At 47.0% G+C, this 19459-nt stretch carries 23 protein-coding genes; 19 read left to right on the forward strand and 4 right to left on the reverse strand.

The window, feature by feature from the left end:
• Positions 1 to 2: 2 nt before the first annotated feature.
• The 9 genes from BUE76_RS00295 (at position 3) to BUE76_RS00335 (ending at position 7858) form a co-directional block, all read left to right on the forward strand.
• Positions 3 to 782, forward strand: a complete 780-nt coding sequence (locus tag BUE76_RS00295; protein WP_073047556.1) for a hypothetical protein — start codon at positions 3 to 5, stop codon at positions 780 to 782.
• A gap of 3 nt (positions 783 to 785) precedes the next feature.
• Positions 786 to 1907: a hypothetical protein gene (locus BUE76_RS00300; protein WP_073047558.1), complete on the forward strand. Its 1122-nt coding sequence runs from the start codon at positions 786 to 788 to the stop codon at positions 1905 to 1907.
• A gap of 12 nt (positions 1908 to 1919) precedes the next feature.
• A complete protein-coding gene (gene traK / locus BUE76_RS00305; RefSeq protein ID WP_083596684.1) occupies positions 1920 to 2537 on the forward strand; it encodes a conjugative transposon protein TraK in 618 nt (205 codons plus the stop codon).
• Between the two features lie 61 nt (positions 2538 to 2598).
• Positions 2599 to 2982, forward strand: a complete 384-nt coding sequence (locus BUE76_RS00310; RefSeq protein ID WP_143157457.1) for a hypothetical protein — start codon at positions 2599 to 2601, stop codon at positions 2980 to 2982.
• 11 nt (positions 2983 to 2993) lie between these two features.
• Positions 2994 to 4259, forward strand: a complete 1266-nt coding sequence (gene traM, locus BUE76_RS00315) for a conjugative transposon protein TraM (protein ID WP_073047565.1) — start codon at positions 2994 to 2996, stop codon at positions 4257 to 4259.
• 6 nt (positions 4260 to 4265) lie between these two features.
• Complete coding sequence (locus BUE76_RS00320) at positions 4266 to 5219, forward strand: DUF4138 domain-containing protein (RefSeq protein WP_073047567.1); 954 nt, start codon at positions 4266 to 4268, stop codon at positions 5217 to 5219.
• Between the two features lie 69 nt (positions 5220 to 5288).
• Positions 5289 to 7223, forward strand: coding sequence for a type IV secretory system conjugative DNA transfer family protein (locus tag BUE76_RS00325; RefSeq protein WP_076026706.1), 1935 nt, complete (start codon positions 5289 to 5291; stop codon positions 7221 to 7223).
• A complete protein-coding gene (locus tag BUE76_RS00330) occupies positions 7220 to 7561 on the forward strand; it encodes a helix-turn-helix domain-containing protein (RefSeq protein ID WP_073047342.1) in 342 nt (113 codons plus the stop codon). The genes BUE76_RS00325 and BUE76_RS00330 overlap by 4 nt, the downstream gene beginning before the upstream one ends.
• Positions 7562 to 7642: 81 nt before the next feature.
• The gene (locus BUE76_RS00335) at positions 7643 to 7858 is read left to right on the forward strand and encodes a hypothetical protein (protein ID WP_073047345.1); all 216 of its coding nucleotides are present in this window, start codon (positions 7643 to 7645) and stop codon (positions 7856 to 7858) included.
• 173 nt (positions 7859 to 8031) lie between these two features.
• Here the strand turns inward: BUE76_RS00335 and BUE76_RS00340 are convergent, their stop codons facing one another.
• Positions 8032 to 8610 (reverse strand): ImmA/IrrE family metallo-endopeptidase, encoded by a 579-nt coding sequence (locus tag BUE76_RS00340; RefSeq protein WP_073047348.1) that lies wholly within the window; start codon positions 8608 to 8610, stop codon positions 8032 to 8034.
• Positions 8600 to 8953, reverse strand: coding sequence for a helix-turn-helix domain-containing protein (locus BUE76_RS00345; RefSeq protein WP_073047352.1), 354 nt, complete (start codon positions 8951 to 8953; stop codon positions 8600 to 8602). Before BUE76_RS00345 ends, BUE76_RS00340 begins: the two co-directional genes overlap by 11 nt.
• 106 nt (positions 8954 to 9059) lie before the next feature.
• On the opposite strand from BUE76_RS00345, the gene BUE76_RS00350 reads away from it, so the two are divergent.
• The 5 genes from BUE76_RS00350 to BUE76_RS00370 all read left to right on the forward strand — a co-directional run bounded on the left by BUE76_RS00350 (position 9060) and on the right by BUE76_RS00370 (position 12214).
• Positions 9060 to 9296 (forward strand): DUF2188 domain-containing protein, encoded by a 237-nt coding sequence (locus tag BUE76_RS00350; RefSeq protein WP_073047355.1) that lies wholly within the window; start codon positions 9060 to 9062, stop codon positions 9294 to 9296.
• Positions 9297 to 9691: 395 nt separating this feature from the next.
• Positions 9692 to 10156, forward strand: a complete 465-nt coding sequence (locus BUE76_RS00355; RefSeq protein ID WP_073047359.1) for a lecithin retinol acyltransferase family protein — start codon at positions 9692 to 9694, stop codon at positions 10154 to 10156.
• Positions 10157 to 10165: 9 nt separating this feature from the next.
• On the forward strand, positions 10166 to 10675 hold the full coding sequence (locus BUE76_RS00360) for a Pycsar system effector family protein (protein ID WP_073047363.1): 510 nt from the start codon (positions 10166 to 10168) through the stop codon (positions 10673 to 10675).
• A 23-nt stretch (positions 10676 to 10698) separates the two neighbouring features.
• The gene (locus tag BUE76_RS00365) at positions 10699 to 11754 is read left to right on the forward strand and encodes an adenylate/guanylate cyclase domain-containing protein (protein WP_158069904.1); all 1056 of its coding nucleotides are present in this window, start codon (positions 10699 to 10701) and stop codon (positions 11752 to 11754) included.
• Complete coding sequence (locus BUE76_RS00370; RefSeq protein ID WP_073047371.1) at positions 11744 to 12214, forward strand: hypothetical protein; 471 nt, start codon at positions 11744 to 11746, stop codon at positions 12212 to 12214. The genes BUE76_RS00365 and BUE76_RS00370 overlap by 11 nt, the downstream gene beginning before the upstream one ends.
• An 87-nt stretch (positions 12215 to 12301) precedes the next feature.
• On the opposite strand, the gene BUE76_RS00375 is transcribed toward BUE76_RS00370, so the two are convergent.
• Positions 12302 to 12889, reverse strand: a complete 588-nt coding sequence (locus BUE76_RS00375; protein WP_073047374.1) for a M23 family metallopeptidase — start codon at positions 12887 to 12889, stop codon at positions 12302 to 12304.
• Between the two features lie 92 nt (positions 12890 to 12981).
• On the opposite strand from BUE76_RS00375, the gene BUE76_RS00380 reads away from it, so the two are divergent.
• From BUE76_RS00380 to BUE76_RS00395, 5 genes are all read left to right on the forward strand, one after another.
• The gene (locus tag BUE76_RS00380; RefSeq protein WP_073047377.1) at positions 12982 to 14319 is read left to right on the forward strand and encodes a DUF4099 domain-containing protein; all 1338 of its coding nucleotides are present in this window, start codon (positions 12982 to 12984) and stop codon (positions 14317 to 14319) included.
• A gap of 93 nt (positions 14320 to 14412) precedes the next feature.
• Positions 14413 to 14985, forward strand: coding sequence for a GNAT family N-acetyltransferase (locus tag BUE76_RS00385; protein WP_073047380.1), 573 nt, complete (start codon positions 14413 to 14415; stop codon positions 14983 to 14985).
• A 51-nt stretch (positions 14986 to 15036) separates the two neighbouring features.
• Positions 15037 to 17265: an ATP-binding protein gene (locus tag BUE76_RS00390; RefSeq protein ID WP_073047383.1), complete on the forward strand. Its 2229-nt coding sequence runs from the start codon at positions 15037 to 15039 to the stop codon at positions 17263 to 17265.
• Positions 17266 to 17348: 83 nt separating this feature from the next.
• Positions 17349 to 17525, forward strand: coding sequence for a hypothetical protein (locus tag BUE76_RS24390; RefSeq protein WP_158069905.1), 177 nt, complete (start codon positions 17349 to 17351; stop codon positions 17523 to 17525).
• A gap of 17 nt (positions 17526 to 17542) precedes the next feature.
• Positions 17543 to 18886 (forward strand): toprim domain-containing protein, encoded by a 1344-nt coding sequence (locus tag BUE76_RS00395; RefSeq protein WP_073047386.1) that lies wholly within the window; start codon positions 17543 to 17545, stop codon positions 18884 to 18886.
• A gap of 116 nt (positions 18887 to 19002) precedes the next feature.
• Here BUE76_RS00395 and BUE76_RS24395 read toward each other — a convergent pair.
• Positions 19003 to 19459: MGMT family protein (locus BUE76_RS24395; RefSeq protein WP_158069906.1), on the reverse strand; the 457-nt coding region annotated here is incomplete at its 5' end.

Consider the following 19459-nt stretch of genomic DNA (forward strand, 5'->3'; position numbering starts at 1 on the left):
ATATGAAAACACCAACCCTGATCCTTGCCCTTTCCCTTGCCGCCCAGTGTCCGGCACAGGTGGCCATGCCAGTACAGGACAAAGCCAATAGTGGCCAATTGAAACGCATGGCCATGCATCAGTGGGACGACTGGCAGCCCACACCCGAGACCGGGTTTTTGGGTTTACCCAAAGACCCAAGAGGGTGGTTCTTTTGGCGGGTGCTACACCGCGACTATTACCGGGGTGAGGACAGCAGGCCTTACCGTGCAGACGGTCCTTTTGTACGCAACTATGCTTCTCTTATTGCGCAGGAGCGCGATGACCGTGCTATCAGGGACAGCCTGCAAGCTGTAACCCTGGCCAGTGCCGCCACCTATACCAGCATGAGTGGTGGGGCAGGGGATATTACTTACACCCTCTACTTCCAGAAACAGTTTGATGAGCTCTTTACGGAGGTGCCGCGCCGGATGGCTGAACTCCAGCGAACACAGCCGATTGCCGCTGCCAAAATGAAGGAGAACACCTACTACCGTAAATACCTGGAGTTTGCCGATATCAGCCGCGACCGGGTGGGCATCATACACGGATCTTTTGTAGACAGAGGAGCGCGCATGCTTGCCTACCTGGAACTGGCAAAAGAACTCAGGCGCCAGAATGATGTAATCATCTCCATGATTGCCGCCATGCGTCGGCTGACAGCCCTTCCGCCCAATTTTCCCAAAGGTTCAAAGGGCACCACCGGTATCCACCGCTCAGACGGTGAGATTGTGCGCCACATATTATCCACCCACAAATTCTGATGTATGCACCTGCTCCATATTCTCCTAAGCGACCTCAATCCTTTTTGGGACAAAAACATCATGACGCTTATTTCCGGTATTAAGGATAGCCTGCCCGATCAGGCGCTGATAACCGTGGCCAAGGAAGTGGCTGCCGTTTTCGCGCTCATCTACCTCAGTGTGCGGGCTTATGCCATGATTGTAGGAGAGGGCCGCTTTGAAGTGATGCCTTTGTTCCGGCCTTTTCTGATTACCCTAGCCATCATCAATTTTTCCCTTGTAACGGAAGTGGTAGGCTATCCGGGCTCCAAGGCCGATGATATTGGCAAAACCAGCTTTGAAGCCAATGCCGAGATCATGAATACCGATCTGGACACCAAAGACATGCTGACCGATTCCTTGTTTGCAACCCTGATTTCCCATACCACGGAGCTGGCCCAGATGTACGTGCAGTCAGCTAAGGAAGGGGAAACCTTTCTGGAGGATGTAGCCCACAATGTGATTACGCTGGGTGGCAAGGAGCTGATGTTACAGGCAACGGCCCACCTCACCGTATTGGAGCAGCTGCTATGGATCAAGTTAAGCATGTGGCTGCAGCAGTTCATTACCTGGATTGTGCTGGGTGTATTCAAAGGCATTTGTTACTGCCTGTTTTTTCTTCAGTTGATCCTAATGTATGTGCTTGCCAGTGTAGGGCCGCTTTCCTTTGCTTTTTCCATTGCTGGCCCATTCAAGGACTCCTGGGTAACCTGGGCGGCCCGGTACATCGCTGTGTCCTTTTACAGCACCATCGGATTCATTATCCTGAATATCTCCTGTGCTATTATCAACTATGGCTTGTTACAGGAAATCGACCGCCTGCGCCAACTGCTGGCAAAAGCCGATGTGCAGGCGCAGTTTCTGGCTGCGGTACAGCATATCGACAATTTTGTAGGCTACCTGTTTATTGCCTTGGTCACCGCCTTCAGTGGCATCGTAGCCACACCCATTGTGTCCACTTGGATTCTGGGTGCCGTGGGTACCGGTAATGCCTTTATTGCCGGAATGAAGGGGGCCGCTGCCGGGGCGGTAGGTGCCGGTGGTGCAGCAGCCGGAAGAGCCGTGCAGCCTGTAAAATCCCTTGCTGGTGCTATTGCCAAATCGTAAACTCTTTCAATCATGAACCTGATAAAAAGCATCGAAAACAAAATCCGGCTGGCCCTATATGTCAGTCTAGGCAGCTTTGTCAGTGCCATCATCATTGCCCTGGCAGCCTTCGGGTATGCCTATAAAATGATATCGCGGGAGAAGAACCAGATATATGTGCTGGATAAAAACATTCCCATTGTAGCTACAAGGGCGGAGGTGGGCGATAACCGGGCAGCGGAATACAAAGCCCACATCGAAGCTTTCCACGACTACTTCTTTTCCATGCCTCCCGATAATGAGTACATCGACTACCAGATTAAAAGGGCTATGTTCCTGGTAGACGCTTCGGGATTGGCGCAGTACAATACCCTAAAAGAGCAGGGTTACTACACCAACCTGGTATCTACTTCTTCGGTTATCACCTGCACCAAGGACAGCATCCTGCTGGACATGAACACCAAGCGGTGGCGCTACTATGGCAAACAAAAAATAGAGCGTCCTTCCAATATCACCATCCGCTCATTGGTGACGGAAGGCTACCTGCAGGACGTGCCCCGGAGCGAAAACAATCCCCATGGCGCCCTCATCAACGGTTGGAAAACCCTGGAGAATAAAGACCTGTACAATGAAGCCAAACAACGTTTCTGATCAAGGCAACCTCCTGAACGGTAAGTTTCCCCTTCACAAGGGGAATAAAGTAACAAATAGGGTGAAGAAGCTCCGGGTGTTTGCGGAGCAACATCCAAAGTGGACCATTGCCGGGATGCTGGTTTTCGCCTTGCTCAATTTTGGGCTGATGGTATACATCAATAACCGGGAGCCTGCCAAACCCTTTTTACCCTCCATATTGGAAGGGGGAAAAAAGGCCATTCCCCTAGAACAGGGTAGCGGTCCTGAGTTTTCCATTGGCAATTACATGCAGGTAGCCCGCCTTAAAGATTCGCTCGACATGCTGATGGCCAAAAAGACCCTTACCCATGCCGATACCCTGATGGCCCTTCGCATTTTTGAAGCTTACTCTAGGCTGGATCCTTCCTTTTTGCCACAGGTGACCAATGCACTGAAAGCAAAGCAAAAATCAAGTAACCCATAAAACACCTAGCCGTGCACATCAACTTCAAACAACCCAAGTATATCCTGCCGCTGATTGTTCTGCCTTTTCTCGTACTGTTCTTTTTCATCTTCGGCGGAACAGCCAAGGGCAGTAGTGAACTGGCCACTGCTGGCCAGGATAGCCTCCTTTCTGCGGGTGTTGGTGAAATCAATCCCAACCTGCCCGGTGCTTCTACACAGGTGGCGGACGGCGCCATTAAGGACAAGTTCGAAGCCTTGCAGGAAGCCTATAAAGACCGCAGGGATTTTAGCGCCCTGAGTGTGCCGGGTGCCGCACCCGATGGTGGCCTTGCCGGTGATTTTTCTTCCGCCTACACCAACGAAGACCTGCAAGCCATAATGGCCCGTCACCAGTTGGATAGCCTGAGCCGGTCGCTGGACCAAAACAAAGCATCACTGGATAACAAGATGCAGCGGATGATGCGCGGTGGCGGTGCCTCCCGGTCACATAGTTCCCCTACAGCCTACCCTGACCCACATGGGGAAGCAACAGCTGCGGAAGTGTACCGCCGTTTGCAACAAGCCCAGGCTGATTACCCAGGTGCCTATGATCAAGGGGAAAGCAGGAGACAGGATAGCCGGGATGAACTATCCGTATTCCGGGAACAAATGCGCATAATGGACAGCATGCAAAAAACTAGTGCTGGCTATGGCGCCACCGCTGCCAGTGCACCGCATTCCCCTTCAACGCGAAAAAACGGGATGGATCCCGCTGCCGACTCTTCCTTTCAGCCTCTACCAGTGGTGCCTGTAGGCAGGAGCAGCCAGGGCTTCAACACCGTTAAACGTTTTGCTGCCGACGAAGGCATCCGGGCAGTTATTGACCAAAAGGAAAAAGTAGGTGCCGGTTCAAGGGTGCGGATAAAACTGTTGCAAGATATTCTGGTAGGAGAGGAGCTGATTGGTAAAGGCTCCCTGATCTATGGTATGGTAACCGGTTTCCAGGTGCAGCGGGTTAATATTTCCATTACGCAGATCATGCAGGGTGGCGTGCCCCTGCCCGTAAATCTGGATGTATTTGACAGCGATGGCTACTTGGGTTTGTATGTGCCGGGCTCCAACTTCCGGGAGTTTTCCAAAGAAATCGGTACTCAGGGTACTAATGGGCTTTCTTCCATCAACATGGCCGGTGATGGGAGCACCAGCCTGCTGTCCAGGGTTTTTACCACCACATCTTCCACCATCAACCGGATGATCCGGACCGAAAAAGCTACCCTCAAAACCAATTATATCATTTACCTGAAAGAGAAAAACTAACCCTGTATGAAACAAGTTACCTTACCCATACTCCTACTGCTGTTGGCTGTAGCCGCTAATGCCCAGAAGCTGGCTACCCGGAAAGTTGCCACCAACCCTGTTGTGCAACAAGCATCTGCCTCGCAGTATGTCGCTTTACCTGAACACGTAGAAGGTAAAAGTGCCGTACCCTCACCGCCTGCCTCGTTGAAAGAAGCCGAAGTAAACGAAGGCAATATTGCCACCTATCAGGTAGGGCTGCAAAAAACCACGCATATCATTTCCCCTGAACCGATCCTCTATGTAGACATTTCAAACCCCTACGTGGAAGGCAACCTGCCCGAGAAAAACATATTCCGCTTCAAACCCGACACTGCCATGCAGGAAGGCGACGAATTTCAGGTTACCCTTGTTACCGAACAATATGTTATGGCTTATCGCCTCTATGTTACCAGCGCCGTTGGCGATCCCCGCACGGCTACTGTCATTACGGTAAAACCCGGGGATGCCCTGCCTACCAATGCCTATGGCAAAGTAGGCCGGCAGGAGTTTGACCGCCTGGCATTCCGGGCTTATGCCGCCAAAAGAAAGCTATTCAACGTCACACATAAAACTGACGGCATGCTCCTTTCCCTAAACAATGTTTTTGTGGTAGGCGACTACCTGATGTTTGATGTTACGCTGCACAACCACACCAATTTGGCTTTCGACCTGGAAGATGTCCGCTTCAAGCTCCGGGACAAGCACCTGCCCAAGGCCCATGTTTCCCAGGATATAGAGCTTACACCCATTTATGGCTTTCAGCAAGGGGAAGCTCCTGTGATCAAAGACAAATGGCGCAACATATACCTGTTCCGCAAGTTCACCTATCCGGGAGAGAAGGTCTTTACCATCGAGGTGGCGGAAAAACAGGTGTCCGGCCGCAAGCTGACCATTGATATAGACTACAAGCGCCTGTTGGAAGCCCCCATCCTGAACTAGGCTCCGTATTGTTTTTGGGCAGGGTTTCTATTATGGAAGTCCTGCTTTTTTATTGCAACCCTTACCGCTATGCAGGAAACCAATCACCACCGCAGTGTATTTGCCCTGTTTCAAAACCTGCTGTACTTTTTTATACTGCTGGACATCTATACCCAGTTCTTTTCCATACGGGTGTCCAATCCCTTACTGTGGCGCATCAACGAATTGCTGTACCGCTGGCCGGTGCTCACCAATGTCTTGTACTCCCACATCACGGCCTTTGCCATCATCCTGCTGGTATCCTTTGCCACCAAGGCCCGCAAGGATGTGGACTACAAAGCATCCACGCAGTTCTTTATTCCCTTTGTTATGGGCCTGTTGCTGTTTGTAGGTAGTCTCTGGGTGATCAGGATGCGTATGGACAATCCCAACCTGAAAGCCATCTTATACGGAACCTCTTACCTAGTGGGTGCCGTACTCCTGCATGTTGCCTTTTCAAATGTCTCCAAAAAGATATTTTCCTCCCTGGGCAAGGACCGCTGGAACGTGGAAGGGGAAAGCTTTGCGCAAAACACCCAATTGGTGGAATCGCCTCATTCCTTCAACCTGCCTACCCGTTTTTATTACCAACAAAGAGTACGGGAAGGCTGGATGAATATTAATCCGTTTCGGGGCGTCATGGTAATTGGTACGCCTGGTTCGGGTAAAACAGAAAGTGTCATCATTCCTTTTATCAAACAATTTCTGGCCAAAGGGTTTTCGATGTTGGTGTACGACTTCAAGTATCCGGATCTGTCGCTGATCGCCTATCACCACTACCTAAAGGGTAGAAGGGGAGGAGCGTTGAAGGGCCACCAGTTTCATGTACTCAACCTGGACCGGCTGGAGTACTCCCGCAGGGTAAACCCATTGCATCCTCGCTACATCACCACCCTGGCCGATGCTACCGAAACTGCCGAGACCCTGATCCATGCCCTGCTGAAAAGCGAAAAGTCCTCCGGTTCGGCGCAGTTCTTTACCCAGAGCGCCATCAACTTTGTGGCGGCCTGTATTTATTATTTCGCTACCTACCGCATGGGGAAATATTCCACCCTGCCCCATGTGCTGGCCTTTATCAACCAGCCTTACGAGAACATCTTCAATACCCTGTTCGACAATCCAGAACTCCATGCCCTGCTGGCGCCCTTCCGTTCCGCGTTCGACAACCGGGCCTTCGACCAGTTGGAAGGCCAGGTAGGTACCGTGCGGGTGAATATATCCCGGATTGCTACCAAGGAAGCTTTTTGGGTGTTCAGCGCCGAAGACTTTGACCTGAAGATTTCCAACCCTGCCAGTGTGCTGGTGATGGCCAACTCGCCCCAAACCCAAAACATCAACTCCGCTTTTTACTCTGTAGTAGTCAACCGGGTTACCAAGCTGGTGAACACCAAGGGTAATAACCCAACGGCCCTGGTAATAGATGAAACACCCACCATTTACCTGCACAAGGTGGAGAACCTGATTGCCACCGCCCGGAGCAACAAGGTGGCCGTAGTGCTGGGCCTGCAGGAACTGCCGCAGTTTCACCAGCAGTATGGAAAGGATGTCGCCCATAGCATTACCTCTATTATGGGTACTATCTTGAGCGGATCGGTGCGGAACAAGGAAACCCTTGACTGGTTGGAAAAGCTTTTTGGTAAGGTAAAACAGACAGCAACAGGCGTATCGGTAAGCCACGAAAAGGCCAATGTAAACCTGAACGAACGGATGGACAGCCTGATCCCTGCCGCCAAGATTGCAGGCCTGAATGCCGGGGAGCTGGTGGGCCTGGTATCTAGGGAAAGCAGTGGGGCGTACGATGGTAGCTATGTACCCAATGTATTTAACTGTAAGATTGCCTTGGACATGGCAGCCATCGAAGGGGAGAAAAAAGCCTACAGGGAGTTGCCTGAAATCTATAATTTCGGCGACAGCGAACAGAAAGCCGCTTTCCTGCTCGAGCACATGCAGCGGATTTACACGGAAGTAGAATCAATTTTATTATGACGCCCCAGGAATTTGGAAGAATTGCCGCAATCATCCGAGACGAAGTACTGAACCTTTCCCAAGGGGAATTGGCTGAAAAGCTGGGTGCCTCTCAATCGGCTGTTTCCAGAATGGAGCGGGGCTTTGGCACCATTGAGTACCTTTTTGCTCTGCTTACCTTCTTTCAATCCCAGGGCATCCGCATCCCCATGATCTTCGCTGAGCCTTTTGATAAGACCTTCTTATTGGAGCAGTCCAGCATGAACGTAGACCAGATTATGGAAACGGTGAAGGAAATTAAAAGGGAGACGGCCGGGCGGTTGGATCATGTGTTGATGCTGTTGAATACACTCTTATAGGATTCCTCGAATGATACCGTGACACAGCGACTTTTGCTGTAAACAACCACCTAATATTTAGAAACCCTGGAAAAAGTAAATATGAAAACATTTCAAATTGAAATCGCAATTCCAGATTCTCAGGAAACCATTCTTATGTTTATAAGAGGAAATACATTAGAGCAGTGGAAAGGCTTCAGAAATGTAATTGAAGTTGACAAAAAGCAAGTTGTATATAGCAAACCCATCGTGTCGATTGAAGAAGTGCCTTTAGAAAGGCAGACCGGGTATGCAGAATTGTTTCCTACAAATTTGTGATTTGTAGGAAACAATTCTGCATACTGTATTTACCCATAATCCGTAGATTAAATATTGAGAAAGGTAACAGAACCTAACATGACCAGGTTTTCATGCTTTTAAGTGTGGAAAACTAAGATTACCAGTTACATAACTCCCCTCTTCTTCCCTGTGATGCAGTATTTATCTACCAATTAGCGCTTGTAATAGCTTTGCTGGATAAGAACTCCAGTAGTATTCAAGCGGTAAACTACCATTTCTATGCTGGCATTAAAATGGTCAGCTATTTCCTCCCTCGTGAAATTCCTCTTTAACGCCCATTGCAAACCAGCTCTGGATATCTGTAAACAACCTCCAAGATATTTTGCTTCCTCCTCTTGTTCTTTATTGTAATAGTGCAGGTTGAGCAACAAACAAAGCCTTGCAATGTCTTCAGGCACCTCATGGTTGCGGATAATATGCGCAAGCTCGTGCATCAGGTTGCTTTGTTGTCTTTTAGCAGAGTGCCGTGTGTTATGAATGATTATTTTATCGCCGTCTTCATTAGGCATCCAAATGGCTGAAAATTTTGATGGTTGCCTAAGTTTATTCAAATGTTTTTCCGGAAAGTCGTCTAATTCGTCTAAAGAGATAACTGGAATATCCAAGTGTCTTGCAAGTGCAAAAGCATCCAATGGGTCGAATTTCGATACACCTACTTCCTCCCTGCAGCGTTCTGCAATGCGCTCCGCTTCAGCCTTGAATCCTCTTTTCAGAAAAGATTTACTTGCCATCTTTTTTTACTTTTTTGAATGCGTAATCCACCATTGCTATCATGGCATCTATGCTATCAGGGTCAAGTTCTTGGCTTGAGCGGAGCTGGAAAACTATTTTTTCTTTTTCTGATAGCTCTTGATTTGCTACTTTATCGCCCTTGACAAATGTGTCAGTAGAGACCTCTAGCCATTTACATATTTTGATGAATGTCTCTACATCTGGTAGGTTCCCCTGCTCCACCCTAGATAAGGTAGCCGGGCTGATGTCTCCTATTTCAGCTGCCGTTTCTCTAAGCCCTTTTTTCTCTCGCTTTGTTTTTATGGCACTAGCAAGCATTTCAGTGTTCAATGTGGAAGGCATGTTGATAAGTTTTTTTGTGAAACAATGTTTCACGTGTGATACAAGCGTAAATTTGACTTCTGAAACAGCTTCTTATTAATGATACAAAGCTAAAGAAGATCTATTTATGGCAAAGGGAAAAAATCAACATGTTACTCCCAAAGGCGGAGAATGGCAAGTAAAGGGGGCAGGAAACCAAAAAGCAACTGTAATCAAGCCAACCCAACAAAGCGCAATTGCTGCGGCAAAGGACATCGCAAAACACCAGAAAAGTGAAGTGGTCATTCATGGAAGAGATGGCCGCATCCGTGATAAGGACTCATACGGCAATGACCCTCTACCTCCTGTAGATAAAAAACACTAAACTCAGGAGCAATACTGCCTGCATCTAAGTTCTCCTTAGTGTAGTAGTTGAGGATAGTGAGTAAATCACCTCGAAGCTTTGCAGTTAAAACTAATTAGTAATTGGGCGAAGAAAAACGTTTGTTCAGCTATCTAATAATATGCTCCACCGAGTTTAAGGTTTTTAGCTGCTTGAAGTATTAGGTGTGGCAAGAAATATGCTCAAAAGTAATGATGCTCAGAAAGCATCGGTAAGTAAATCAAATCCAACCCTGTGAAGAATTGAATCAATGTCTTGGCGTTGATGATGGCGTTATTAGACGCGCTATATATTCTATGCTTTCATTCACTCCTTTGCGAATTGGATTTGGTTACGTTCAACACTAATTGAACAATATGTAATCAATCAATTCAAATATGATCAAACATTTACTCAAGGCTTCACGGAGCTTATCACAAAGGACTGGTATCGCTGTTTATGCCCGCCATTATGGTCTAAATCATGCAGGCCGCCTTATTGAACCTATTTTTCAAACTGGCATTTCAAAACATCATTCCATTTACCTGGGTGTAGATGCACTGGGCACAGAATGGATTGCAGAGAACCACAAGTTCAATGGGGTTCGCCTTGTAAAAGCCTTGGATTTTTTTCGCAATAAAAATGACATTACAGTTGAAGGTTTTTCAGGTGAATACAGGGAGCGAGTGGCCGCTGTGAAGCGGGCCCTGAGTTTGTTAGGTAAGTCCTACGACCTTATCAGTTATAATTGTGAGCATTACGCATCATATGTGCAAACCGGAAAAGCAGAAAGTCGGCAAGTTTCCACCTTATTTGCTTTGGTGTTAGCAGCATTGTTCATTGGCATTGCTATTAAAGACTGAGGAGGGCGTATGTGTAAATATGAACATGCTAAGTTCATTATTGAGCGATTCGACCATTATTATGATGGAGTAAACAACAAGGGTGCTTTTTATATTGGCTTGAATACCTTCATTTTTGGCGGCATCTGTGTTGGTTACCTTAGTCTTCATGACAAGGTAACAGCTGATGCTCTCTTTTGGACTTTGTTCTCGGTGCTAGTTATTTCAAATATCCTATCTACTTTTTTCACCATTACGGCGTTGATGCCTTTTCTGAAAGGAAATCATCAAGGGCTTGAGCTACCCTCATTGGTTTATTTCGGCGGTATTGCTCGGCATGGGCTCTCCCATTTTAAAGAAAGGTTTGAAAAGGCTGATGGTGCAACAATGTTAGATGATCTGCTGCAGCAAGCTTACTGTTTGGCACAAGGCTTAGACAGCAAGTACAAAAAGCTAAAGTATGCAGCTATGTGTGTTGTTGCACAATTTATTACAATGCTGCCTCTACTTTTTCTCATAATAAGAAATTTAAAACCATGATATACAATAGTTACACAAATAGATTGAAAGGTATTGTTGCCGAAGGACGCAATAAGAGCAATTTGAACAAAGGAATGGATCACTTTAACCTAAACTTGTTAAGTAAAACGGATAGTAGGAAGAAGGTGATTCAGGAGCAAAGAGCATTCAGCAATAGCATGCATCTTTCAGCACAGCCATTAGGTGCAATCCTAAATGGAGAACATCTAAAAAATGCCAAACTTGGGCAGCATCCAGATTTTGTCTATCTCAAAGGAACTGATGATGTCGAGTACCATTACATCGTATCAGTTTTTATTGATATCCAGGGTTCAACTAATCTTCACAAAAAGTACGACCTCGAGGATATTTTTCGGATAACAAACACCATCCAAAGTGCAGCTATTCATACCTGCATTGCATTAGGCGGCCATGTACAGCGTCTCCAAGGCGACGGCGTATTTGCTTATTTCGGGAGTAAAGCCATGGACAAAAATATGGCTGTTGAAAAAGCGGTAACTGCCTGCAGTATGTTCACTTACTTTGTGCAAAATGATTTAAAAGATCTCTTCCTCGAAGACGGCATTGAAAATATTAACACCAGAATCGGTATAGATTTCGGGGACGATGATGATGTACTGTGGGCAAACTTCGGTTTGATGGACGTAAGCGAACTGACGACAAACAGCCTTCATACAAGCCTTGCCAGCAAGATGCAGGCATATGCATCCAGGAACGGAATTGTTGTTGGTCAATATGTAAAGGACAGGTTGGATACTGGTACCATCATCTTCGACTTAGTACGGGACGCAGATGGTCAGGTAAAGCGTTATATATTTGAAATTCCGGAAAAAAACTTTCGCTATACGCAATATGCTTTCGACTGGTTTAAGTTTTTGAAGACACTACCGTTCGTTGGTGTTGGTGCCGATGGAAAGCTCTACATTATCAATCAGAACGAGGCTGATAGGATGGCAAAGCTACGGAATACTGCTGCATTGCTATCATCAGGTACTGCTTATTTGAACGGCACGGGCACGATTACTCCTGACCAAAAGGGCGTTCAACATCAGCCACATCGTTTTCATTATGGCAAGTAAATTTTTACAACCGGCCCGGAACAGATTTGCAATGAAGGCAATGTTGCTCCATCAAAAAAAGCTGATTGAGCAGCACTGCCAATTTATAAAATGCCGAATGGAAAAGAATGTCTTAGTATGCAAGGGCGTCATTTCCAATCCGGATTTTAGGAATAGGTATGAAGTAGAAATTAGGTGCGTGTATGGAAGTGAGCCATATACAAGAATTTTGCAACCTGCTTCCATTGTGCCGTCACCTGAAATCCACATGTATTCGGATCATTCCCTCTGCCTTCATTATCCTCAAGATTTGAAATGGTCTGCTTGGACGCTTATTTATAAATACACGATACCTTGGTTGGTGGAATGGATAATTTACTACGAATTATATCTTGTAAATGGTGGAAAGTGGGAAGGTCCAGAGTCTCCTGTCCATATTACTGATGACGAAAAGAATATACCAAACAACATCAATCTTTAAGTGTGCTCATGGTGAGGAGATAACTTGTTGTTTGGTACCGTGGATAAGGATGGGTTCTACTTAGCAGAACTTTTTACTTTTCTTTAATTACCTAAATATATTTATTGGATCAACAGCGAGATTATTCAATTTGATGGAAAAGTGAAGATGTGGAGCCGTACTCCTACCTGTGTTCCCTGAAACGCCAATTGGCTTCCCACCTTCAACCAACTGTTCAATTTCAGCCAAGGCGTACTTCAAATGCGCATAGGATGTTGTAATTCCCTGTCCATGATCCAATACAACATACAACCCTGACCGCTCATCAAAACCAACCTTTTTCACCCTACCCGCTGCTACTGCCATCACCGGCTCATAATTAGCCTCCAGGTCCACACCATTGTGAAAGTGCGGCAATCGTGATACTGGGTGATATCGCTTGCCATAACTTGAAGTGACCCTGATCCGTTTTAAAGGAGGATGGAACAAGGGCTTACGGATAGGGTACCAAACAATAGGTTTGTTTTCTTTTTCCCCTTTATTATATGCTGATGTATTTGTTGAGGATAAACGCATAGTATCCTGTTCCGGTTTTTCCAAGCCCCGTTGAACAGCCTTGGATAGTTTTCTCCCACTAACCCCTACAGTTGATAGCTGTGCACTAACCTGCAGCCCTGGCAACAAAATGAGCAGCATAAGTATGCTTATTTTAATTAGAAGTAAAAATAAATTCACCTTTTTACTAGAATTTACTTCTAAGTTATAATTTTAAGCAAACATCAGCTCCAATGAAGTTTGACCAACTTCCTTTTGACCAGTTCGAAATCCTGGGTGTTTCCCGCAGTGACCTGCTTAAGCTGCCTCCCCGCACACTCAATGCCCTGTTGAGTGGGCAACGCACCTCCCTGATGCGTTTTCCCAATGTGGAGCTGCCGGGTGGCGTAGGGCCTGCAACCCTGGATGCCAAGCTAAGTATTGAGTTAAAAGAAGATGGCAGCCCTACGCTTAAAGTACACCCCATCCGCAACCAGGCTGAAAATGTATTTAAGCTTTCCAAGGAAGAGATCGTCCACCTGCAGCAGGATGAAACCAACTTTATAGAACGCACCATCAAAGACCGGGGTAAACCCAAGGAAGTGCTGATTTCCCTGGATAAAACCGTGAATGAGTACGTGGCCATCAACAAGGCCAAGGTGCGGGCGCCGGAGAGCATCAACGATATTGCCCTTACGGAAGATCAGAAAAAGACATTCAGGGAGGGCAAGACCATCACGGTAGGAGGGGAGGGCTTCCGTTTGAACCCCAATAGTGAAATTGGCATCACCACTACAACTGGAGACGACAACAAAATCAAGAAGCTGCATTTCAAGGTAGATGTGCTTGCCGGTGTGGGCCGGGCCAAGGGGCAGCCTACTACTTACCGCCACAGTACCTATTCTTCCAGGGAACTGGCAATTGACCTGGCGTTGATTGCCTCCGGGGCGGGTACCATTGTGTTGCTGGAGCACCTGGCCAATATTGCCTTCACTACCGCCTCGGACCGGATCAAGCAAAACAACAAGGCACAAAACCTTAGTGATCCGCGTTATTGGGATGCTATCAAAGAAGCTACCCGCGAAATCAGGCGCCTGCCCGAACCTTTGAGAAGGGAAGGCAGTACGGTAGAAAGCATCATCAACCGCCACCTGGAGGCAATCGGCATCCTGCACCCCAAAACCTCTCAGGTCGAAAACCTTAAGGTGAGTTACAACAATAAGCTGGATGGATCTGTACCACAAATCAAAGTAAAGGCTGGTGACCTAGAACGCATGCACCAACAAGCACAGAAGAATGCAGAACAGGGGAAGCCTTTTGCTGTTATCGGCAATGAAGACGGCGAAGCCAGAATATACTATTACACTACGCAGGAGGCAGCAAACAAAAGGGTGAAGGCGCTCACCCTGGGTAATAAAAGCAGTAGTGATTTTCCTGTTGTTCAAGCTGCTGACCTAGCCATGGCTTTTAAAAAGGAATTGAATCAAACCTCTGATCTCAAAAATGGCTTTGTAACACTTTCTGTAAATGCCAGTTCCGAAAAGGTAACAACACCCCTTACAAAAAAGCTCAAAATGAATCAGAAGATTTGATATCGTAAAACTACGATGCTGAAAACAGGGGTATTACTTATTTTTTGTATATGATAACCCTATATTTTTGACGACCCTGCAAAACAATGATTTATGATCAAAGCTGTTTACAGTGATAAAGCGGCGGTAGTGCAAATTTTGACAGAATCATTCAAGGAAAACAAAAGTGTCAACTACATCATTCCCCAGGACGGCGACCGGACAACCCGCATCCGCAGCCTGATGGAATACTCCTTCGACCTTTGTTTTCATTTTGGCAAAGTATTGTTATCACAGGACCGGAAATGTTGTGCGCTCCTCCTTCACCCCGATAAGAAAAAAAGCAACCTCAAAACCACCCTGCTCGACCTGAAGCTGATTACAAAAGGCATTGGGCTGGGCAATGTGCGTAAAACCCTGAGCCGGGAAGCTTTTATCAAGCAGTTTCATCCCAAGGCGCCTTTTGCATACCTGTGGTTCATAGGTACTGATCCCGCCCATCAAGGTAAGGGTATTGGCAGCGAACTGTTACAGCAGATAATAGAAGCCAGCCGACAAGACCAACGGCCTGTGTACCTGGAAACATCAACCCAGCGCAATATCAAGTTTTACAAAGACGCAGGATTTAGTGTTTACAATGAGTCCATGCGTTTTGGCTACCCCCTTTACTTTCTGAGTAACAATTAGGGAACAGCCTGCACCCAAACCCTTATCCTAACCTGATAACACCCCTTCCCCATGCTCCTGTTTGGAACCCAAATGGAGATTTCAACCTTTGTGTTCATATGTGTTGAAATCGTGCTGCTGTCGCTGCAGATCATTCATAGGCTGGCTCGTCCAAGCAATAAACACGCCTATTACAATATTGTACTCCTGTCCCTGCTCATCATCTACAATGTGGCCAGCGGACTTCTTCCTGATCCCAACCTGCCGGGATCTGTGATCCTGCAAAACTGTATCGCTTACGGCACCGGATTCATTACCCCCTGCTTTTTCCCCTTGTACGTGTACCGTTGTTTCGGGTTGCGCAACATGCGCTGGCATGCATTCAAGGGCGTGTACCTGTTCCTGATGTTGCCCTACTTCTTTTTTGTTGGGGTGTATGTGGCAACTGGCAACCTAGAAGCGGCAAAGAACCTGCTGGGCATTCCCCTGCTCTATGCCATCCTGGTCATTCTTGCTTTGGTAAAATCCGTGCACCAGAAGTACAGGGAGCAAAACACCAATCCAAAAGGGAAAGAGGAAATGTCCATTCTGCTGGCCAGCCTGGCGCCTTGGGTGGCGCTGCCGGTAATCTCCTTTCTCGGACTATCCCAAACATTTGAAGCAATTATTACCAACACTGGTTTTTTGTTGTTGATGGCATTGCAGTTAAAACAATACATCACCCAATCAAGGCTGGAGCATGAAAAGCTGCTTACGTTCAACGCAAAGCTAGAGAAAGAGGTGGAGCGCCGGACCACTGAGTTGAAGTTGGTGAGCGAAAACAAAACGGCTGCTTTTATCAATATCGCCCACGAAGCCAAAACACCGCTCTTTCTGGTCAAAAGCCAATTGGAAGATTATATGCAAACGGCGCCCGCTAGTGAAGCGCTGGAAAGCATGCGCCAGAACATCGACAAGCTAACCAAAGATGTCGTCAACTTCTTTGACCTGGAGAAAGCCATGCGCGGCTTTGCTATCGGCTGCAAGGACCAGACTTCTGATTTTTCGGCGCTTGTACGCGACCGCATCCAATTGTTTCAGCATTATGCCCGCAAATCGGGTATTTCCCTTTCCGGGCAGATTGCGGACGACATTGCCGTTGCTGCTGTTCCCGAAGCATTGGACCGTATTGTCTTCAACCTGGTGGAAAATGCCCTGAAGTTTACACCGGAAGGAGGTACCGTACTGGTGGAACTGGAGCGTTCATGCGATTGGGTGCAACTGGTGGTAAGCGATAATGGCAGCGGCATCGAGTCCACTCAGCGCACCAGGGTTTTCCAACCTTATTACCAGATCAAACGAAAGCAAACCTTTAAGTCAACCCAGGGTTTAGGACTGGGACTTCCTATCACCAAACAGGTAGCGGAGCAACTGGGTGGCCGCATCGAAGTGGCAGAACATGCCCGGTTGGGCGGAACGACCATAATCGTTACCCTTCCTGTAAGTAAAAAGGAAGTCGGCAGGCAAGATGCCATTCATGCCAGTATCGCCTTCCAGCCTGCCGTCAGGGAAACTGCTTTATCCGAGACGGAGCCCCATCAGGAGGGCCGCTTTACGCTTTTGATCATCGAGGATAAACCCAGCATGCTCCGCTTTCTGTACCAGCGGTTTTCCAAAAAATACAATGTGTACACGGCCCAGAATGGCGCTGCTGCGCTGAACCGGTTGCGGGAGGAGGGCATCAGACCCGATCTGATTATATCAGATGTAATGATGGATGGAATGGATGGTTTTCAGTTCCAACGGGTAGTCAGCCAGGAAGCCAGGTTCCGCCATATTCCGCTGTTGTTCTTTTCCGCTAAAACAGAAAAAGGTATCAAGCTCCAAGCCTTGAAATTGGGCGCCATTGATTTTATAGAAAAGCCCACCTCCATCCAGGTGCTGGAAGAACAGGTACACAATACGCTGGCAACCGTTCACCTGCAAAAAGCCAGGATGGTAGAGCAGATTGTGCAATCAGTACCCCTTGCTAATGCGCTAGGGCGAACACCTGATTTTACTACGGAAATAGCCGTAGCAGCACCGATAACCAGCCCGGTGAAGCATCCTGAACAGAATTTGGCTGACCGTTACAATCTGACCCGCCGCGAGCTGGAGATTGCCCACCTGGTAGTGTCCGGTAAAACCACCAAGGTTATTGCCGACCTGCTTTTTGTATCGGAGAAAACGGTGGGTACGCACATCCAAAACCTGTATAAGAAATTGGGTGTGTCCTCGAAGGTAGCGCTGTTGCATAAAATGCAGGAAGGGGGCTCAAAATAGGGTGTTTTCGGTACTGTTTTGAGGTGTTCTGCCGATTGAATTTCGTAGCTTAATAAGTCAATTTAGGGGCAAAGAAAAACACCATGCCCTACACCTCAACCATCACAGAAACACCGGTGGAGCAATCACCGGACTTACCGATCCTTGCCCAACACCCTGTTTTCGAAGAGCCGCCGCTTTGCCCCAGCGCCGTGGAGGTAACCCCCTCCAACCTGCTGGAACTGTTCCTGTTTGCCGGTATTCAGAACTGCCCACTTTAACCCTTAAATGAAATGCTATGGATAGCCAATTCGCACAAAGGGGAGGAGGGGAGCCTATTTCCCTTGCCGACTTCAGGCATCGCATTTCCATCGAGGAGCTGGCCCTAGCCAATGGGTATACCTACAACAAGGCGCACACCTGCAGGCGGTACCCGGTGTTGGATCACAAAGCCACCGGCGACCGCATCCTGATATTGAATCCCCATCAACCAGGCAACCAGGGTTACGCCAATGTGCGGGATGATTTTGACAAAGGGACCCTGGTGGACTTTGTGCGCCGGCGCCTCTCCACTATTTTCAGTGCATTCAATAAACCAGGTAAGAGCGAGTTTTCGGCGGTAAACGCGGTGTTGTACCATCACCTGTCCTTACCCGAGCCACAGAAGGAGGCCTTAGCCAAGCTATATAATGCCCGAATGGGGGACATAAAAGACAACAGCCAGGCAGAAAATGCTTTCCGTGCAGACCTCCTCGATCTGCGGCCATTGCATGATACTAGCTACCTGGAAGGCCGCGGTATTCGAAAGGATTTGCTGAAGCATCCCCTTTTCGCCGGTACGGTGCTTAACCTCCACAGGGGCACGTTTGTCAATATTGCCTTCCCTTACAACGACCTACAAGGGGCACTCATCGGGGCCGAGGAGCGAAACTACAATTACAAAGCACACACCCAAGCTTCCCGCCGCAGCAGCGCCTGGCACTCCAACCCGCCGGAAAGTCTGGAAAAAGTTGTCGTTACCGAAAGTGCCATTGATGCTCTGAGTCACTACCAGCTATTCAAACCACAAAACACCTTGTATTTTTCCACGGGTGGCAACCTTTCCCAGGATCAGGTGCACTATATGACCAGCTATGTACAAAGCCTGCCAAACGCTCACTTGGTTCAATACCAATTAGGTTTTGACCGGGACAAGGAAGGCAGCAAGTTGGCGCTCCGGTTCCTTTTGGCCGTTACCAACAGCCTGCCGCCAGCCACGCACCTGGTAGCCCGAAAAGAAACCTTAGAAGTACATATTCCTCATGGTGTATTGTCCCCTTTCATGGAGCCATTATTAAATATGCTGGCTGGCAATAACAAACCACTGTCTCATAGCAGCGTACAGGTATTGGAGTCTTTGGCGCACCAGGATGTAAGCGGAATGATGTTTAGAGCTGAACGTACAGGAGATGATATTAAGTTGTGGATTCCATTCAATGAAGCGGCTGTTTCTTTCTTCAACCGCGCATTGATTATTAGCTTAGGAATGGAGAAGCGGTATGTTACACTGTCTGCGTTTAAGAAAGATTTTAATGAGGATCTTATTGATAGTTTGCCTCATGTGAAAAAGCAGGAAGTACAATCAAGGAAAAGTAAAAGGTAAAAATTAGCACTTCTTACAAAACAAATTATAATTAGTTGTGCACACGGATGTAAAATAACAACAATTTTTACAACTGAAATTAGTTGTGCTATAAAAAAGTAAGTTAAGGGTGAAGGTTAGTCTATTTTGATTTCTTCAGCCATCCTCTGTGTAGAGCATTTATTACATAGACATTGATTCGTAAGAAGTGTTTTTCTTCCGTACAAGTTTTTTATAGTAAATGCAAGAGAATGATTTTCATGTGAGAAGTAAAAAGACTCTTGTAATCCTGTGAATTTGAGCTCTTTATTTGAGAGTATTCTATTTGCTTTGTTTAGCATTTCTTCGCTTTCTAAAGGAGATTTCCAATAGTTTATACATTTTAAATCTTCGTTAATTGCATTTTCATGAATTAGCAGTTGTTTTTGCCGCTCGTTTCTGAACATTATGTAAGTATAGATAACACGGTGACATGGTTGTTCCATTTCATGTGCATTTATGACATATGCAACCTCAATTTCTGGATAAGGTAAACTTATGCGTGATAAGTTTAGCGCTATTTCAGCGATATACCTATATGTTGCCACCTTCCCG

The sequence above is a fragment of the Cnuella takakiae genome (genome assembly GCF_001953305.1).
GTDB classification, from domain to species: domain Bacteria; phylum Bacteroidota; class Bacteroidia; order Chitinophagales; family Chitinophagaceae; genus Flavisolibacter; species Flavisolibacter takakiae.

Bases quoted from the DNA above. Each gene is read 5' to 3' on its own strand.
- BUE76_RS00390 (WP_073047383.1), top strand. From the start codon at position 15,037: ATGCTCCTGTTTGGAACCCAAATGGAGATTTCAACCTTTGTGTTCATA.
- BUE76_RS00335 (WP_073047345.1), top strand. From the start codon at position 7,643: ATGAAAACATTTCAAATTGAAATCGCAATTCCAGATTCTCAGGAAACC.
- traK (WP_083596684.1), top strand. From the start codon at position 1,920: ATGAACCTGATAAAAAGCATCGAAAACAAAATCCGGCTGGCCCTATAT.
- BUE76_RS00360 (WP_073047363.1), top strand. From the start codon at position 10,166: ATGTGTAAATATGAACATGCTAAGTTCATTATTGAGCGATTCGACCAT.
- BUE76_RS00350 (WP_073047355.1), top strand. From the start codon at position 9,060: ATGGCAAAGGGAAAAAATCAACATGTTACTCCCAAAGGCGGAGAATGG.
- BUE76_RS00295 (WP_073047556.1), top strand. From the start codon at position 3: ATGAAAACACCAACCCTGATCCTTGCCCTTTCCCTTGCCGCCCAGTGT.
- BUE76_RS00375 (WP_073047374.1), bottom strand. From the start codon at position 12,889: ATGCTGCTCATTTTGTTGCCAGGGCTGCAGGTTAGTGCACAGCTATCA.
- BUE76_RS00330 (WP_073047342.1), top strand. From the start codon at position 7,220: ATGACGCCCCAGGAATTTGGAAGAATTGCCGCAATCATCCGAGACGAA.
- BUE76_RS00395 (WP_073047386.1), top strand. From the start codon at position 17,543: ATGGATAGCCAATTCGCACAAAGGGGAGGAGGGGAGCCTATTTCCCTT.
- BUE76_RS00340 (WP_073047348.1), bottom strand. From the start codon at position 8,610: ATGGCAAGTAAATCTTTTCTGAAAAGAGGATTCAAGGCTGAAGCGGAG.
- BUE76_RS00345 (WP_073047352.1), bottom strand. From the start codon at position 8,953: ATGCCTTCCACATTGAACACTGAAATGCTTGCTAGTGCCATAAAAACA.
- BUE76_RS24390 (WP_158069905.1), top strand. From the start codon at position 17,349: ATGCCCTACACCTCAACCATCACAGAAACACCGGTGGAGCAATCACCG.
- BUE76_RS00370 (WP_073047371.1), top strand. From the start codon at position 11,744: ATGGCAAGTAAATTTTTACAACCGGCCCGGAACAGATTTGCAATGAAG.
- BUE76_RS00385 (WP_073047380.1), top strand. From the start codon at position 14,413: ATGATCAAAGCTGTTTACAGTGATAAAGCGGCGGTAGTGCAAATTTTG.
- BUE76_RS00320 (WP_073047567.1), top strand. From the start codon at position 4,266: ATGAAACAAGTTACCTTACCCATACTCCTACTGCTGTTGGCTGTAGCC.
- BUE76_RS00355 (WP_073047359.1), top strand. From the start codon at position 9,692: ATGATCAAACATTTACTCAAGGCTTCACGGAGCTTATCACAAAGGACT.
- BUE76_RS00300 (WP_073047558.1), top strand. From the start codon at position 786: ATGCACCTGCTCCATATTCTCCTAAGCGACCTCAATCCTTTTTGGGAC.
- BUE76_RS00325 (WP_076026706.1), top strand. From the start codon at position 5,289: ATGCAGGAAACCAATCACCACCGCAGTGTATTTGCCCTGTTTCAAAAC.
- BUE76_RS00380 (WP_073047377.1), top strand. From the start codon at position 12,982: ATGAAGTTTGACCAACTTCCTTTTGACCAGTTCGAAATCCTGGGTGTT.